Here is a 14,499-nt window from a genome sequence, read left to right on the forward strand (position 1 = left end):
AGCTCCATAATTTCCATAGTGGTTTTTACCCACTACAGATATTATAGAGCCATTAAAAAAGAGGTCCAGTGGACCTCTTTTTCAGATTTTTATAGGATTTTGTTAGAAAGGATTCCCTGTTGACCTAGTAAGATTCTTTTGTCCTACTAGGTTTTTTCTTTTAATCTTTATTATCGTGCTATAATGGTAGGAGAAAGCTATAAAGGAGCAACTTATGAAGACGACATGTTCAATTAGAAAAATGCAAGAATCTGACATTAAAGATCTATCTCGAGGATTTATCAGCCAAGATTGGCCGGGTAGAGAAGAAATTTTGGCTAGATATTTTCTTGAACAAGAATGTGGGGAGAGAGAAGTCTTAGTTGCAGAGGTTGAGGGTGCTTTAGCGGGTTATATCACAATTTTGCCCTGCGCTAAGCAGGGACCTTTTGCAGAAATCTATCCAGAACTCTCAGATTTTAATGTCTTTGAACCCTTTCAAAATCAAGGTATTGGAAATCTCTTGCTGGAAGAAGCAGAAAAACGAGTTAGGCTCATATCGGATAAGGTGACCCTTGGTGTTGGGCTCCATTCAGGGTATGGACCTGCCCAGAGATTATACATCAAACGAGGCTATATTCCAGATGGGACGGGTGTTTGGTATCAGAACCATCAACCGGCCATGAATGCGGTATGTGAAGATATCGGAGAATTGGTCTTGTATCTGTCGAAAAATTTGTTTTAAGACAGATTTTATAAGGTTTAAATTTTAAATATAGTAAACAAAAAAATCCCTTTTTCATTCGAAAAAGGGATTTTTTTGTTTGAAATTGTTTGATTTATTCCTCAAAGTGGTAAAATATAATTGTTTGAAATATCAAGATAAAAATAAATATCGAAAAAAACATATAAGGTTTAGTTTTTTTGAAATACGGATTCTTTTGAAGAGTCTTAAAATTTCCTAAAATAAGGCTTTTTAAAGGTTGTAAATAATATTATTACAAAAAGGTTACAAATTGTTAAAATTAAATTAAATGCAATAATATAATTTGGAAAAAATTTGACATATAAATTAATTGACGGTAAAATAATTAAGATAATCAAATTAATTGATTTGCGCAATAATTCGATATAAAGATTAATCTGATGTGTCAAATTTTATTATAGTAGAAGGATAGCATAATGAAGAAACTGAAAGTGATGGTTGTTTTTGGAACACGACCAGAAGCTATTAAAATGGCCCCTTTAGTGTCAGAATTGCAAAAACATAGTGACAGCATTGAGACGATTACAGTTGTGACAGCTCAACACCGTCAAATGCTTGATCAAGTTCTTGAAACTTTTAGCATCGAGCCACATTATGATCTGGATATTATGGGAAAAAATCAATCCCTCTTAGATATTACTGGAAAAATTTTAGAAAAGTTTGATCCAGTTGTTAAGCAAGAACTTCCAGATATGATACTTGTTCATGGAGATACAACAACAACTTTTGCAGCAAGTTTAGTTGCTTTCTATAATCAGGTACGTATCGGCCACGTTGAAGCCGGGCTAAGGACCTTTGATAAGTATTCTCCTTTCCCAGAAGAAATGAATCGTCAGATGACTGATAACCTTGCGGATCTCTATTTTGCTCCAACTAGTGAGAGTAAAGAAAATCTCCTCAAGGAAAATCACCCTGAGTCTGCTATTGTCATTACAGGGAATACAGCCATTGATGCCCTGAAACTAACCGTTCAATCGGATTACTATCATGAAGTTCTAGATCAATTGGATCCAGATAAGAAACTTGTATTGGTAACCATGCATCGTCGTGAGAATCAAGGTCAACCAATGAGAAATGTCTTTACAGCTTTACGTGAGATGGTCGATCTTCATCAGGAAATTGAGGTTGTTTATCCTGTTCATCTTAGCCCTGCCGTTCAAGAAGCAGCAAACGATATCTTAGGTGGTCACGATCGTATTCACTTGATTGAGCCTTTAGATGTACTTGATTTTCATAATTTGGCTTCAAGAAGCTATTTTATCATGACTGACTCTGGAGGTGTTCAAGAAGAGGCGCCTTCTCTCGGCAAACCTGTCCTTGTCCTTCGTGACACGACGGAACGTCCAGAAGGAGTAAGAGCAGGTACTTTGAAGCTAGTTGGTACGGATCCAGTACGTGTGAAAGAAGCAATGGCAGCACTCTTAACAGATGAAACTCTTTATAGACAAATGTCTCAGGCACCAAATCCTTATGGAGATGGAAGAGCCTCTGAAAGAATCGTACAATCCATTCAACAGTACTTTGGTGCAGCGACTTCTGTATCTGAATTCAAAGGGGGGAAATAAGATAAAATGAAAAATTGGAGTCAATTTAAAAACTGGCTTATGGCTTTGCTTGCTTGTGAGGTCATTCTTTTGGTGCTTTGTTTTTTGTATGCTCGAGCAATCATTTTAGAACAAATCTTGTTTTTGGCTTTAGCCTTGTTTGCCGTGTTGGTATTATCTGACCTTTTGCTTACTTGGACCCTTATCTTAGCATTTGGTTTTGGACTTATCGTTTTGGTTGCGGGTGTGGTTTATATCCCAATCATTCAACTGATCTTCTTATTGATCGGTTTTCCACTTTTGATTGGGATTCTACTTAAGGTTCGTTATTATTTCTTCAAGGTGGCCTCAAAGGTCCAAGAACAGGAGGACGCAGCTCGAGCAGATTACCAAGTTATGGTCACTGAACAAAGTGATGTGACGGTACAGTCCTTATTGATTCATTGGGCACATGAAGATTTGTTCTTCCAGATTAAACCGAAAGAACATAACCAGATGCTCAGTCGCATTCAAGAGGTGATTGCTCAGGAATTGAGTTACAATGATAAGCTTTATTACGTTTCGGATGGTAATTTTCTCGTTCTATCGAGTAGTAGCCAACATTCTTTGAAGGAACTTTACTTTAATGGTTTACAGGAGAAACTGAGCAGTTTAGTTTTTCATGGAGAAGATGGCAATCAAGGAGTTCAGTTCCAAACAGGCTATTTGGTGATTAATTCTGATAATAAAGATAAATACCAAGACTACGCGGATGTCGCCAGTCATCTCAAACGTCAACTAGAGACAGATGTAATTGTAGAATATTAGGAGGGAAACATGACTTTAACCGAACTATTTTTTGGCGTTGCTTTGGGACTCAGTCTCGCCTTTGGCATTTGTTTTATCATACTATTTATTGTATACAATATTCTTTACCATCGAGTGAACAAAAATTTTAAGGCGGTGAATTATGATTAGTCAAATGTTAATGATTTTTACCTTGCTTACAATTTGGGTTTCTCTAGCTTGGGGCTTGGTAATTCTCTTTTCGGCAGTACACTTTTGGTTTAAGCACAATGATTTTCGTGTAGATACTTCGCCGCTACCTTATTATCCTAAGGTTACCATTGTTGTTCCTGCTCATAATGAGGATGTGGTTATTGCCCAAACGGCAAAAGCTATCTTGGATATGAACTATCCTCACGACCGTGTGGAGTTGCTTCTATTTGCGGATAACTGTTCGGATAACACCTATGCAGAATGTTTGTCAGTACAAGCCATGCCTGAATATGCAGGAAGAAATCTGACTATTATCGATCGTACTGGTACGGGAGGAAAAGCGGGCGTTCTAAACGATGCTTTGGAGATGGCAACAGGTGAATACATCTGTGTTTATGATGCGGATGCCATGCCTGAAAAAAATGCCCTTTATTTCCTTGTGAAAGAAGTGATGAAGGATCCAGAACGCCACGTGGCATCTTTCGGTCGCAACAAGACTCGAAATGCCAATCAAAATTTCTTGACTCGTTGTATCAACCAAGAGATCGTTGTTACTCAGCGCGTGCACCACGTTGGGATGTGGCATCTCTTTAAAATTGGGCGTATCCCAGGAACCAACTTTATTATTCAAACCGACTTTGTAAAGAGTATCGGTGGTTGGAAAAATGGTGCCTTAACTGAGGATACCGATATTTCCTTCAAAATCATGCAGAGTGGTAAATTGATTGCCCTTGCCTATAATTCAGAGGCTTTCCAACAAGAACCTGAGACCTTAAAGAGTTACTATATGCAGCGTAAACGCTGGGCAAAAGGAAATTACGAAGTTGTTCTCTCAAACTTTAAGCATCTATTTGGCAGAGCAAACTGGCGTGTTAAACTAGAAGTCTTTAACTATTCTTGTGTTTTCTTTTGGTTTAACTTTGCCATTGTCCTATCGGATTTGATTTTCCTAGCGAATGTGCTAGCGATTTGCCTTAATCTTTTCTTCCCAGATGTCAGGGTTCCATTTGCTTTTGATGCGGACAATATCCACATCGCCCAGCTCATGCTCTTCAACTGGATACTCATGATTGGTCTTTATCTGATGCAAATTATGACAGCATTGGCAAGTCAATTTGGACAAGCGACGACAAAACAAATCTGGTTAGCCTTGGCAGCCTATTTCTCTTATGCACAGATGTTTATCGTTGTATCCGTTGATTCCATTTCTTCGATCGTGCTGGACAAAGTACTCCGCCGAAAAGAAACCAAGTGGGTTAAAACCAAGCGATTTGCAGGATAGGAGGTTCTATGAAAACGAATAAATTAAAATATGTCTGGTTTGTGCTCATCCTTTCTATCTTTTGTTTAGCTTTGTTTTTAGCGAGAGGAAGGACTAAAATCGAGATGCGTAATCGAATTTACAGCCAATGGAGCCAGCAGTTTCTTGTCACAAAAGGCGATCAGTCTTATGTTCGTACGACGAATGATTCTGAGGAAACGACGGTTCTATCAGAGGCCCAGAGTTACGGCATGCTCATAACGGTTTTAGCAGCCCAAAAAGGGCAAGCAAGTCAAGCAGATTTTGAGAGTCTTTATCGCTATTATCAAAATCATCGTATTGAGGGAACGCAGTTGATGTCTTGGAAGCAAGTGATCACAAATGGTAGCGAAACGATTGAGAAGCAAAACGCAACCGATGGTGATCTCTACATCGCTTATTCTTTGATTGAAGCTGCCAAACAGTGGCCAGATAAAGCACAGGAATGCCAAGCGCAAGCTAAAAAAATATTGGATGATATCCTTAAATACAATTATAATGAAGAGACAGGTGTCCTAACAGTAGGGAACTGGGCAAACAAGGATTCCGATTATTATTACTTGATGCGGACGTCTGATACTCTTCCTCACTATTTCCAATCTTTCTATGACCTGACTGGAAATAAACAGTGGTTAGATGTTAAGGATAAGATGCTTGGGCAATTGGAGCAAATCAGTTCTCATTCTGATACGGGTCTCTTGCCAGACTTTATCTGGGCTGAGAAGTCTGAGGCACGTCTTGTTGATGCCAACACTATCGAATCTCAATACGATGGGGCTTATTCTTATAATGCTTGTCGTTTGCCTTATCACTTGTCACAGAGCCAGGATGAAAGAAGCCAAAAACTCGTTCAAAAGATGATGGATTTCTTTATGAAAGAGCAACGCATTTATGCTGGTTATGACTTGAACGGAACGGCCCTCAATCAATACCAGGCAGGTAGTTTCTTGGCACCGATTACCTATGCATCTGACAAGGGAGAAGGTTATCTGAAACTTCTTCAGCAAAATAAATACATTTTCACACAAGATTTACCTTTGGACAACTACTATGATGCAACGATGATTACCATGATTGCTCTAGAGATGTTCTAGGATGAAAAGAGAGGGCTAGTTTTTCTGGCTCTCTTTTTGATAGGATTTTCATCTTTTTTCAAAAAAGGAATTTCATCAACTTTATGGTATAATGGAAGGAGTGATGGAAAAGAGGTAGAGAGATGGATGCGAAATTAAAATACAAGGCAAAGAAGATTAAAATCGTCTTTTTTGATATTGATGATACCTTGCGTACGTCAAAGACAGGTTTTATTCCAGCTACAATTCCCACTGTCTTTAAACAGTTGCGTGAAAAAGGAATTTTAACAGGGATCGCCTCTGGGCGTGGTATTCTCGGTGTTGTTCCAGAGATTCGTGAGCTCAAGCCAGACTTTTTTGTAACTCTGAATGGGGCTTATATAGAAGATAAGAAAGGCCAGGTCATTTATCAGCATCAGATTGACAAGTCAGATGTTGAGGAGTATATCTCTTGGACAAAGGAAGAGGAAATTGAGTACGGCTTGGTTGGTAGTCATGACGCCAAACTTTCTACTCGAACAGAACTAATCAGTGAGGCTATTGACCCGATTTATCCAAACTTAGATGTGGATCCTGACTTTCATGAAAAAGCAGAAATATACCAGATGTGGACCTTTGAGGATAAAGGGGATGACTTGCACCTACCAGGGTCTTTATCGGATAAACTTCGCATGGTGCGTTGGCATGAACATTCATCTGATATCGTGCCGATTTCAGGATCCAAAGCAACTGGTGTAGCCAAGGTGGTGGAGCACTTAGGCTTGAAACCAGAGAATGTTATGGTCTTTGGGGATGGTCTCAATGATTTGGAACTCTTTGATTATGCTGGAATCAGTATTGCTATGGGTGTTTCCCACGAAAAGATCAAAGAAAAAGCAGATTATATTACAAAAACAGTAGAAGAAGATGGCATTTTTGATGCCTTAGAAGGATTTGGTATGGTAGAAAAAGAATTGCATTTCCCACAAGTAGAAATTGAAACAGTAGAAGGTCCTCTTGCGACCATTAAGACAAATCACGGAGACTTGCGTATCAAGCTCTTCCCTGAACATGCTCCTAAAACAGTAGCCAACTTTGTTACTCTGTCAAAAGACGGTTACTATGATGGTGTGATTTTCCACCGAATTATCAAGGACTTTATGATCCAAGGTGGAGATCCAACTGGTACTGGTATGGGGGGAGAGTCAATCTACGGTGACTCTTTTGAAGATGAATTTTCAGAAGAACTTTATAATGTTCGTGGGGCTCTTTCTATGGCCAATGCTGGTCCAAATACCAATGGCAGCCAGTTCTTTATCGTGCAAAACCAACACTTGCCATACTCTAAGAAAGAGATTGCGCGTGGTGGCTGGCCTGAACCAATCGCTGAGATTTATGCAGAACAAGGTGGAACTCCTCACCTTGATCGTCGTCACACTGTTTTTGGGCAATTGGTAGACGCAGAATCGTTTGCGGTCTTGGATGCCATTGCAGCTGTTGAGACTGGTGCAATGGACAAGCCAGTTGAAGATGTAGTAATTGAAACGATTGAAATTGAGGACTAGAATGAAAATTGGTGATAAGCTAACTGGGCGTATTACAGGAATTCAGCCCTATGGTGCCTTTGTTGAGTTAGAGACAGGGGTGACAGGGCTGATTCACATCTCGGAGATTCGGACGGGATTTATTGAGAATATTTATGACATTTTAAAAATTGGTGATGAAGTTCAAGTACAGGTGGTGGATTTTGACGAATACACTGGAAAGGCCAGTCTTTCCATACGTACCTTGGAAGAGGAAAAGCATCAATTACCAAGACGGAGACGTTTTTCAAATGATCGGATCAAGCACGGTTTTGCACCACTTGGACGAATGATGCCTGTTTGGACGCGTGAGGCATTAGAGCATTTAAAGAAGAAGCCATAAATACGATTATCTAAATCATTTGTAATATTAACATAATTTGTTATAATGAAAGTATGAAAGAAGAACAATTATTAAAACCAGGAGAGCGAATCAATCAGCTCTTTTCGACAGATATCAAGATCATCCAAAATAGAGAGGTGTTTAGCTATTCGGTGGATAGTGTTCTTTTATCACGCTTTCCTCGCTTCCCTAAACGGGGGTTAATTGTGGACTTTTGTGCTGGAAATGGTGCAGTGGGACTCTTTGCTAGTTCACGTACTCAGGCGCGGATAATATCTGTAGAGATTCAGGAGCGCTTGGCGGATATGGCAGAGCGTTCGGTTCAGTTGAATGGCTTGGAAGAGCAGATGCAGGTCATCTGTGATGATTTGAAAAATATGCCTGCTCATATCCAAGGAAGTAAGGTGGATATGATTTTGTGCAATCCGCCTTATTTTAAGGTGGATCCGCATTCCAATCTGAACGAGAGTGAACATTACCTTCTGGCCAGACACGAAATTACGACTAACCTGAAAGAAATTTGCCGTAGTGCTCAGAGTATTCTCAAGTCTAATGGCCGTTTGGCCATGGTTCATCGTCCAGATCGGCTCTTGGATATCTTAGACATGCTTCAACGCCATAATTTGGCACCCAAGCGCCTGCAATTTGTCTATCCTAAACGTGAGAAGGAGGCCAATATGCTCTTAATCGAAGCTATCAAGGATGGATCGACCAGTGGCTTTAAGGTCTTGCCACCACTCATCGTTCACAATGATGATGGTTCTTATACACCAGAAATTCAAGAGATTTACTATGGATCATAAAGCCTATATGTATGTGGTGGAGTGTCACGACGGTTCTTACTATACGGGCTATACAACGGATGTGAAGAGGCGCCTTGCCGTTCATAATAGTGGTAAGGGAGCCAAGTATACCCGAGCTCGCTTGCCAGTCAAACTCATCTATGTAGAGGGTTTTGCCAGTAAGGAAGAAGCCATGTCTGCCGAAGCTCTCCTCAAACGCAAGAAACGTCTACAGAAAGAACGATTTTTATCCGAAAATCAAGAGAAAAATCTAATCAACAATATTGATGTCTAACGAGGAGTCCTTTGGCTCCTCTTACTTTTGTCAAAAGAGGAAAAAAGTGCTACAATAAGATGAATAAATTTAAAGAGGTATTATCATGTCTAAGATTCTAGTATTTGGTCACCAAAATCCAGACTCAGATGCCATCGGGTCATCTGTAGCCTTTGCTTACCTTGCAAAAGAGGCTTATGGATTGGACACAGAAGCAGTAGCACTTGGAACTCCTAATGAAGAAACAGCTTTTGTTTTGAACTATTTTGGTGTAGAAGCACCACGCGTCATCACATCTGCTAAAGCAGAGGGTGCAGAACAAGTCATCTTGACTGACCACAATGAATTCCAACAGTCAGTGTCAGATATCGCTGAAGTAGAAGTTTACGGTGTTGTGGACCACCACCGTGTGGCTAATTTTGAAACTGCAAGCCCACTTTACATGCGCTTGGAACCAGTTGGATCGGCGTCTTCTATTGTTTACCGCATGTTCAAAGAACATGGTGTAGCAGTTCCTAAAGAAATCGCAGGTTTGATGCTTTCAGGTTTGATTTCAGATACTCTTCTTTTGAAATCACCAACAACTCACCCATCTGATAAAGTCATTGCGCCTGAATTGGCTGAATTGGCTGGTGTCAACTTAGAAGAGTACGGTCTTGCTATGCTGAAAGCTGGCACAAACTTGGCTAGTAAATCTGCTGAAGAATTGATTGATATCGATGCTAAGACTTTTGAACTCAACGGAAATAAGGTTCGTGTTGCCCAAGTCAATACAGTTGATATTGCTGAAGTCTTGGAACGCCAAGCAGAAATTGAAGATGCATTGCAAGCGGCTAATGCAGCAAACGGCTACTCAGACTTTGTCTTGATGATTACAGACATCGTCAACTCAAACTCAGAAATTTTGGCTCTTGGATCAAACATGGACAAGGTGGAAGCAGCTTTTAACTTCAAACTTGAAAACAACCACGCATTCCTTCCAGGTGCTGTTTCACGTAAGAAACAAGTGGTGCCTCAGTTGACTGAAAGCTTTAATGGGTAATAACCTGAGTGATAATCGAAACGTGGAAACACTTGTTTTCCATATAGTTAAAGGGGTTTCGGCTCCTTTTTTTCTAGGAGAGAAAGATGTTAGAAAATGGTGATTTGATTTTTGTGAAGGACCTTTCAGATATGGGGCAGGTCATCCAGGTTTCTACTGAGAACTATAGTCATGTAGCCATCTTTTTGGACGGTTTCATCTACCATGCTAGTGGGCAAGCAGGGGTCATTTGTCAAGAACCAGGTGATTTTTTTGAACAGACTCATCTCTACGACCTTTATGTCTATCCAGAGATGGAAGTTGACTTGGTAAAGGAGAGAGCTAGCAAACATTTGGGTGCACCCTATAATGCCTCTTTTTATCCAGATGGGTCTGGCTTTTATTGCTCCCAGTATATCGCTGAAATCCTACCGATTTTTGAAACTATTCCCATGAAATTTGGTGATGGGGAGCAGGAGATTAGTGATTTTTGGAGGGAATATTACAGGAAACTCAAATTTCCTGTGCCTCTGAATCAGCCAGGGACCAATCCTAGTCAACTAGCAGCATCTCCTCTTTTAGAATGTAAAGAAAGGAATCTTCATGATTCAGATTTTTAACCCATCTCGTTTGACTCGACAGCCATTTTTTATAGATTTGGTGGACTATCTGGACCAGCATGACGATGTGATTCTCCGAGAAATCAAGGCTCAGTTTCTAGATGTAGCAGTTGATAAACTCATGGAAGAGTATATTAAGGCCGGTTTGATCCGAAGGGAAAACAAACGATATTCCCTTAATCTCCCTTTTCTAGAATCGATAGGTAATCTATCCCTTGACCAAGAAATTTTTGTCAGAGAGGATAGTCCAGTTTATCAAGCCTTGTTGGAGAAGAGTTTTGAGACAGAATTGTGCAATCAAACCAATGCAGCTATCTTAGTTGAAAAGTCTGACTTTGCAAGAGAAAAGATGACCTTATCCAACTATTTCTACAAGGTCAAGCACCAATATCCTTTGACAGAAAAACAGCAGGAACTCTATGCCATTTTGGGAGATGTCAATCCTGAGTATGCCCTCAAGTATATGACGACCTTTTTACTGAAGTTTCTCAAAAAAGACCAACTGATACAGAAACGTCGTGATATCTTCGTTGAGAGTCTAGTCGTCTTGGGCTATGTTGTGCAAAACGAAGAAGGGAAGTATGAGTTGGCTGTTGATTTCGACAAGGAACGGTTGACTTTCTATTTACCTTAATTGCTTCATTTTGAGCAGATTGTTTGACTTTACTAAAGAATAAGCATAAACTGAATGTAAGCGACAACGTTTATCGTATTAAAAGCAAAGGAGACAGAACTATGTCACTTGAAAATAAATTGGATCAAGCAACTGGTGCTATCAAAGAAGGATTTGGTAAAGTTACTGGTGATAGCAAGACAGAAGCAGAAGGCGCTGTAGAAAAAACAGTTGCCAAAGCAAAAGAAGTAGTTGAAGATGCTAAAGGCGCTGTAGAAGGTGCCGTTGAAGGTCTTAAAAATTCATTTAAGAAAGAAGACTAAAAAAATCAAGGGAAACATTCCCTTGATTTTTTTATAGATAACGTTCTGCGATAGCTGCGTCTCCGGGATAGTCTTCTTTCTTTCCTTGGACGATCTGGTAGCAATCAGCTCCCTTACCAGCAATAATCACGGCATCGAGTTCTTGATTTGTGATGGCCATCGCTGCCTTGATGGCTTGTTCACGATCGGCAATCTTTTCAACAGGATGACTGATATAGCTGCTGATTTCTTCAGCAATGGTCATTGGATCTTCATAGTTGGGGTCATCAGCAGTCAGAAAGACTTGAATCTCAGGATGTTGATTGAGAAGGAGTCCAAAGTCTTTGCGACGGCTTTCACCCTTGTTTCCAGTCGAACCGAGAACCAGAGCAATCTTTCCAGTTTGATGAGTTTCAACAACAGAGATCAGTTTTTTCAGACTATCACCATTGTGGGCATAGTCGATGAAGACCTTGGCTCCATTTTTCCGAGTGAGAACTTCCATACGTCCAGGAACACGGGTTGCAGCGATTCCTTTTTTGATATCTTCAAGACTGGCTCCGAGACGAAGGCAGGCAAGTCCTGCAGCAACAGCATTTTCTTGGTTAAAGTGGCCGATGAGTTGGATATCATAATCACCAGCGAGTTTACCTGTAGCTGAAAAGCTAAAGGCTTTGGAGTTCTCGATTTGGTTACTTGACTGGCTACCATAGAAGTCATGTTCTTGATCTTCCACTTGTTCTTTCAATACAGAAAAGTGGTCCATGTCGCTATTAATGACAACTGCTCGGCTATTTTTCATCAAGAGACGTTTGTGGTAGAAGTAGTCTTCAAAGCTAGGATGCTCAATCGGACCGATATGGTCAGGAGTGATGTTAAGAAAGACACCTACATCAAAGGTCAGGCCATAGACTCGATGAACAAGATAGGCTTGGCTAGAGACTTCCATTACAAGATGGGTTCTTCCATTCTTAACAGCCTGATCCATCATGTCGAAAAGATCGATATTTTCAGGTGTTGAGAAGGAAGATTTAAAGAAGGTCTCGCCATCCAGAGTTGTGTTCATAGTTGACAAGAGAGCTGTTGGGTAGCGTTGAGATAGGATGTGGTAAGCAAAGTAAGCAGCTGTTGTCTTTCCTTTTGTCCCTGTAAAAGCGAGAATTTTAAGTTTTTCTTGTGGATTACCGTAAAATTCCATAGCAATCAAACTCATGGCTTTTTTGATATCGTTCACAATGATGACGGGGATACCGACTTCGTAGTCCTTTTCGGCAACGTACCAGGCTAAACCCTGACTTATAGCGGATAGGAGGTATTCTTTTTTAAAGGCAGCACCTTTGGCAAAAAAAAGAGTCCCTTCTTTTACTTTTCGGCCGTCGTAACTGATGCTGTCAAAAACAACTTCACTGTAGTTGTAGTGGTAATGTCCTTGGTCAACAATCTCGCGAAAAAGGCCATCTTTCTTTAAAATATCTAATACGGTTTCAATCTTAATCATACTTTCTATTATAAACTTCAAGCCCGAATTTTACAAGTAACAAGGAAAAGTTTATAATGGAAGATAAGGAACTTTTCCTAGTTATCAAAATTGAATGAGGAAGCTATGTCTAACGAAAACAATCACCAGCAAGCCCAGATGTTGCGAGGGACTGCTTGGCTAACAGCTAGTAACTTTATTAGTCGCCTCCTTGGTGCTATCTACATTATTCCCTGGTATATCTGGATGGGGACCTATGCTGCTAAGGCAAATGGACTCTTTACCATGGGCTACAATATTTACGCCTGGTTCTTGCTGATTTCGACAGCGGGTATCCCAGTTGCGGTCGCCAAACAAGTAGCTAAGTACAATACCATGCGAGAAGAAGAGCATAGCTTTGCCTTGATTCGAAGTTTCCTAAGCTTTATGACAGGCTTGGGCTTAGTCTTTGCTTTGGTCTTGTATCTCTTTTCTCCCTGGTTAGCAGATTTGTCAGGTGTGGGGAAAGACCTGATTCCCATCATGCAGAGCTTGGCTTGGGCAGTCTTGATTTTCCCATCTATGAGTGTCATCCGAGGATTCTTCCAAGGGATGAATAACCTGAAACCCTATGCTATGAGTCAAATCGCCGAGCAGGTAATTCGTGTTATCTGGATGTTGATGGCAACCTTCTTCATTATGAAGATGGGTTCTGGTGACTACTTATCAGCTGTTACCCAATCGACCTTTGCGGCCTTTGTGGGGATGGTGGCAAGTTTTGCAGTCTTGATTTATTTCCTTGCCCAAGAAGGTTTGCTTAAAAGAGTTTTTGAAACACGGGATAGGATCAATAGTAAGCGACTCTTAGTCGATACCATCAAGGAAGCCATTCCCTTTATCCTGACAGGATCAGCCATTCAACTCTTCCAAATCTTAGACCAGATGACCTTTATCAATAGTATGAAGTGGTTTACTAACTACAGCAATGAAGACTTGGTTGTCATGTTTTCTTATTTCTCTGCCAATCCTAATAAAATTACTATGATTTTAATCTCTGTGGGAGTTTCAATCGGGAGTGTCGGCTTGCCGCTTTTGACGGAAAACTATGTAAAAGGTGACTTGCAGGCGGCGGCTCGCCTAGTCCAAGATAGCCTCACCATGCTCTTCTTATTTTTACTGCCGGCAACGGTTGGAGTGGTCATGGTAGGGGAGCCTCTTTATACAGTCTTTTACGGTAAGCCAGATAGTCTGGCCATGGGTTTATTTGTCTTTGCAGTTTTGCAGTCTACTATCCTAGGCTTGTATATGGTCTTGTCTCCTATGCTTCAGGCCATGTTCCGAAACCGCAAGGCAGTTCTTTACTTTGTCTATGGTTCCATTGCTAAGATTGTCTTGCAATTGCCAACCATAGCTATTTTCCACAGCTACGGTCCCTTGATTTCAACGACTATCGGCTTGATTATTCCGAATGTCTTGATGTACCGTGACATCTGCCAGGTAACGGGTGCTCGTCGAAAGATAATCTTGAAGAGAACCATTTTGATTACCATCTTGACCCTTGTCATGTTTATCCTAGTTGGCTTCTTGCAGTGGCTACTCGGTTTTGTCTTCCAACCAAGTGGGCGTTTCTGGAGTTTCCTTTATGTGGCTCTCATCGGAGGGATTGGAGGAGGTCTTTATGGTTTGATGAGCCTACTGACACGACTCTTGGACAAGATAATCGGCAAAGCTCAAGCAGACCGACTACGTACACGATTGAAAATATCATAAAAAGATTTATAAATAAAAGTAATGAATTTAACCTTTCTTTAACAGAAAGGTTTTTATACTACATTTTTCTTAAAAAAAGAGAACGTTTTCTAAAATCAAGAGCAAAAAATATGCTT

At 40.4% G+C, this 14,499-nt stretch carries 15 protein-coding genes; 14 read left to right on the forward strand and 1 reads right to left on the reverse strand.

Going from position 1 to position 14,499, the window contains the following annotated elements; translation table 11 throughout:
- The first annotated feature begins 214 nt into the window (after window positions 1–214).
- The 13 genes from Q4A91_RS01765 to Q4A91_RS01825 all read left to right on the forward strand — a co-directional run bounded on the left by Q4A91_RS01765 (window position 215) and on the right by Q4A91_RS01825 (window position 11,178).
- The gene (locus Q4A91_RS01765; RefSeq protein WP_303204326.1) at window positions 215–724 is read left to right on the forward strand and encodes a GNAT family N-acetyltransferase; all 510 of its coding nucleotides are present in this window, start codon (window positions 215–217) and stop codon (window positions 722–724) included.
- Between the two features lie 437 nt (window positions 725–1,161).
- A complete protein-coding gene (wecB, locus tag Q4A91_RS01770) occupies window positions 1,162–2,310 on the forward strand; it encodes a non-hydrolyzing UDP-N-acetylglucosamine 2-epimerase (RefSeq protein ID WP_303204327.1) in 1,149 nt (382 codons plus the stop codon).
- Between the two features lie 6 nt (window positions 2,311–2,316).
- Window positions 2,317–3,096, forward strand: coding sequence for a hypothetical protein (locus Q4A91_RS01775; protein WP_303204328.1), 780 nt, complete (start codon window positions 2,317–2,319; stop codon window positions 3,094–3,096).
- Window positions 3,097–3,238: 142 nt separating this feature from the next.
- The gene (locus Q4A91_RS01780; RefSeq protein ID WP_303204329.1) at window positions 3,239–4,549 is read left to right on the forward strand and encodes a glycosyltransferase; all 1,311 of its coding nucleotides are present in this window, start codon (window positions 3,239–3,241) and stop codon (window positions 4,547–4,549) included.
- Window positions 4,550–4,557: 8 nt separating this feature from the next.
- Window positions 4,558–5,661: a glycosyl hydrolase family 8 gene (locus Q4A91_RS01785; RefSeq protein ID WP_303204330.1), complete on the forward strand. Its 1,104-nt coding sequence runs from the start codon at window positions 4,558–4,560 to the stop codon at window positions 5,659–5,661.
- A gap of 122 nt (window positions 5,662–5,783) precedes the next feature.
- Window positions 5,784–7,184, forward strand: coding sequence for a bifunctional Cof-type HAD-IIB family hydrolase/peptidylprolyl isomerase (locus tag Q4A91_RS01790; RefSeq protein WP_303204331.1), 1,401 nt, complete (start codon window positions 5,784–5,786; stop codon window positions 7,182–7,184).
- A 1-nt stretch (window position 7,185) separates the two neighbouring features.
- Complete coding sequence (locus Q4A91_RS01795) at window positions 7,186–7,545, forward strand: S1 RNA-binding domain-containing protein (protein ID WP_000689619.1); 360 nt, start codon at window positions 7,186–7,188, stop codon at window positions 7,543–7,545.
- 53 nt (window positions 7,546–7,598) lie between these two features.
- Window positions 7,599–8,348 (forward strand): tRNA1(Val) (adenine(37)-N6)-methyltransferase, encoded by a 750-nt coding sequence (locus Q4A91_RS01800; protein ID WP_000657018.1) that lies wholly within the window; start codon window positions 7,599–7,601, stop codon window positions 8,346–8,348.
- Complete coding sequence (locus tag Q4A91_RS01805; RefSeq protein WP_303204332.1) at window positions 8,338–8,622, forward strand: GIY-YIG nuclease family protein; 285 nt, start codon at window positions 8,338–8,340, stop codon at window positions 8,620–8,622. Before Q4A91_RS01800 ends, Q4A91_RS01805 begins: the two co-directional genes overlap by 11 nt.
- An 85-nt stretch (window positions 8,623–8,707) precedes the next feature.
- Window positions 8,708–9,643 carry a manganese-dependent inorganic pyrophosphatase gene (locus tag Q4A91_RS01810; protein ID WP_303204333.1) on the forward strand — a complete coding sequence of 312 codons (936 nt, stop codon included), beginning with the start codon at window positions 8,708–8,710 and terminating at the stop codon, window positions 9,641–9,643.
- Between the two features lie 86 nt (window positions 9,644–9,729).
- Window positions 9,730–10,242 (forward strand): YiiX/YebB-like N1pC/P60 family cysteine hydrolase, encoded by a 513-nt coding sequence (locus Q4A91_RS01815; protein WP_303204334.1) that lies wholly within the window; start codon window positions 9,730–9,732, stop codon window positions 10,240–10,242.
- The gene (locus Q4A91_RS01820) at window positions 10,226–10,876 is read left to right on the forward strand and encodes a DUF1803 domain-containing protein (protein ID WP_198464507.1); all 651 of its coding nucleotides are present in this window, start codon (window positions 10,226–10,228) and stop codon (window positions 10,874–10,876) included. The genes Q4A91_RS01815 and Q4A91_RS01820 overlap by 17 nt, the downstream gene beginning before the upstream one ends.
- A 101-nt stretch (window positions 10,877–10,977) precedes the next feature.
- On the forward strand, window positions 10,978–11,178 hold the full coding sequence (locus Q4A91_RS01825) for a CsbD family protein (RefSeq protein WP_000051178.1): 201 nt from the start codon (window positions 10,978–10,980) through the stop codon (window positions 11,176–11,178).
- A 31-nt stretch (window positions 11,179–11,209) separates the two neighbouring features.
- On the opposite strand, the gene Q4A91_RS01830 is transcribed toward Q4A91_RS01825, so the two are convergent.
- Window positions 11,210–12,655: a UDP-N-acetylmuramoyl-L-alanyl-D-glutamate--L-lysine ligase gene (locus Q4A91_RS01830; RefSeq protein ID WP_303204335.1), complete on the reverse strand. Its 1,446-nt coding sequence runs from the start codon at window positions 12,653–12,655 to the stop codon at window positions 11,210–11,212.
- 105 nt (window positions 12,656–12,760) lie between these two features.
- Between Q4A91_RS01830 and Q4A91_RS01835 the strand changes: the two genes are divergently transcribed.
- Entirely contained in the window at window positions 12,761–14,383 is a 1,623-nt protein-coding gene (locus tag Q4A91_RS01835; RefSeq protein WP_303204336.1) for a polysaccharide biosynthesis protein, read from the forward strand.
- The last annotated feature ends 116 nt before the right edge of the window (window positions 14,384–14,499 follow it).

It is taken from the genome of Streptococcus sp. (assembly GCF_030528045.1).
Classification (GTDB): Bacteria; Bacillota; Bacilli; order Lactobacillales; family Streptococcaceae; genus Streptococcus.

What these genes read in the sequence shown, in the direction of transcription:
- Q4A91_RS01780 (WP_303204329.1), top strand. Translation starts at nt 3,239, where the DNA reads ATGATTAGTCAAATGTTAATGATTTTTACCTTGCTTACAATTTGGGTT.
- wecB (WP_303204327.1), top strand. Translation starts at nt 1,162, where the DNA reads ATGAAGAAACTGAAAGTGATGGTTGTTTTTGGAACACGACCAGAAGCT.
- Q4A91_RS01825 (WP_000051178.1), top strand. Translation starts at nt 10,978, where the DNA reads ATGTCACTTGAAAATAAATTGGATCAAGCAACTGGTGCTATCAAAGAA.
- Q4A91_RS01800 (WP_000657018.1), top strand. Translation starts at nt 7,599, where the DNA reads ATGAAAGAAGAACAATTATTAAAACCAGGAGAGCGAATCAATCAGCTC.
- Q4A91_RS01815 (WP_303204334.1), top strand. Translation starts at nt 9,730, where the DNA reads ATGTTAGAAAATGGTGATTTGATTTTTGTGAAGGACCTTTCAGATATG.
- Q4A91_RS01785 (WP_303204330.1), top strand. Translation starts at nt 4,558, where the DNA reads ATGAAAACGAATAAATTAAAATATGTCTGGTTTGTGCTCATCCTTTCT.
- Q4A91_RS01775 (WP_303204328.1), top strand. Translation starts at nt 2,317, where the DNA reads ATGAAAAATTGGAGTCAATTTAAAAACTGGCTTATGGCTTTGCTTGCT.
- Q4A91_RS01805 (WP_303204332.1), top strand. Translation starts at nt 8,338, where the DNA reads ATGGATCATAAAGCCTATATGTATGTGGTGGAGTGTCACGACGGTTCT.
- Q4A91_RS01795 (WP_000689619.1), top strand. Translation starts at nt 7,186, where the DNA reads ATGAAAATTGGTGATAAGCTAACTGGGCGTATTACAGGAATTCAGCCC.
- Q4A91_RS01790 (WP_303204331.1), top strand. Translation starts at nt 5,784, where the DNA reads ATGGATGCGAAATTAAAATACAAGGCAAAGAAGATTAAAATCGTCTTT.
- Q4A91_RS01810 (WP_303204333.1), top strand. Translation starts at nt 8,708, where the DNA reads ATGTCTAAGATTCTAGTATTTGGTCACCAAAATCCAGACTCAGATGCC.
- Q4A91_RS01820 (WP_198464507.1), top strand. Translation starts at nt 10,226, where the DNA reads ATGATTCAGATTTTTAACCCATCTCGTTTGACTCGACAGCCATTTTTT.
- Q4A91_RS01765 (WP_303204326.1), top strand. Translation starts at nt 215, where the DNA reads ATGAAGACGACATGTTCAATTAGAAAAATGCAAGAATCTGACATTAAA.
- Q4A91_RS01835 (WP_303204336.1), top strand. Translation starts at nt 12,761, where the DNA reads ATGTCTAACGAAAACAATCACCAGCAAGCCCAGATGTTGCGAGGGACT.
- Q4A91_RS01830 (WP_303204335.1), bottom strand. Translation starts at nt 12,655, where the DNA reads ATGATTAAGATTGAAACCGTATTAGATATTTTAAAGAAAGATGGCCTT.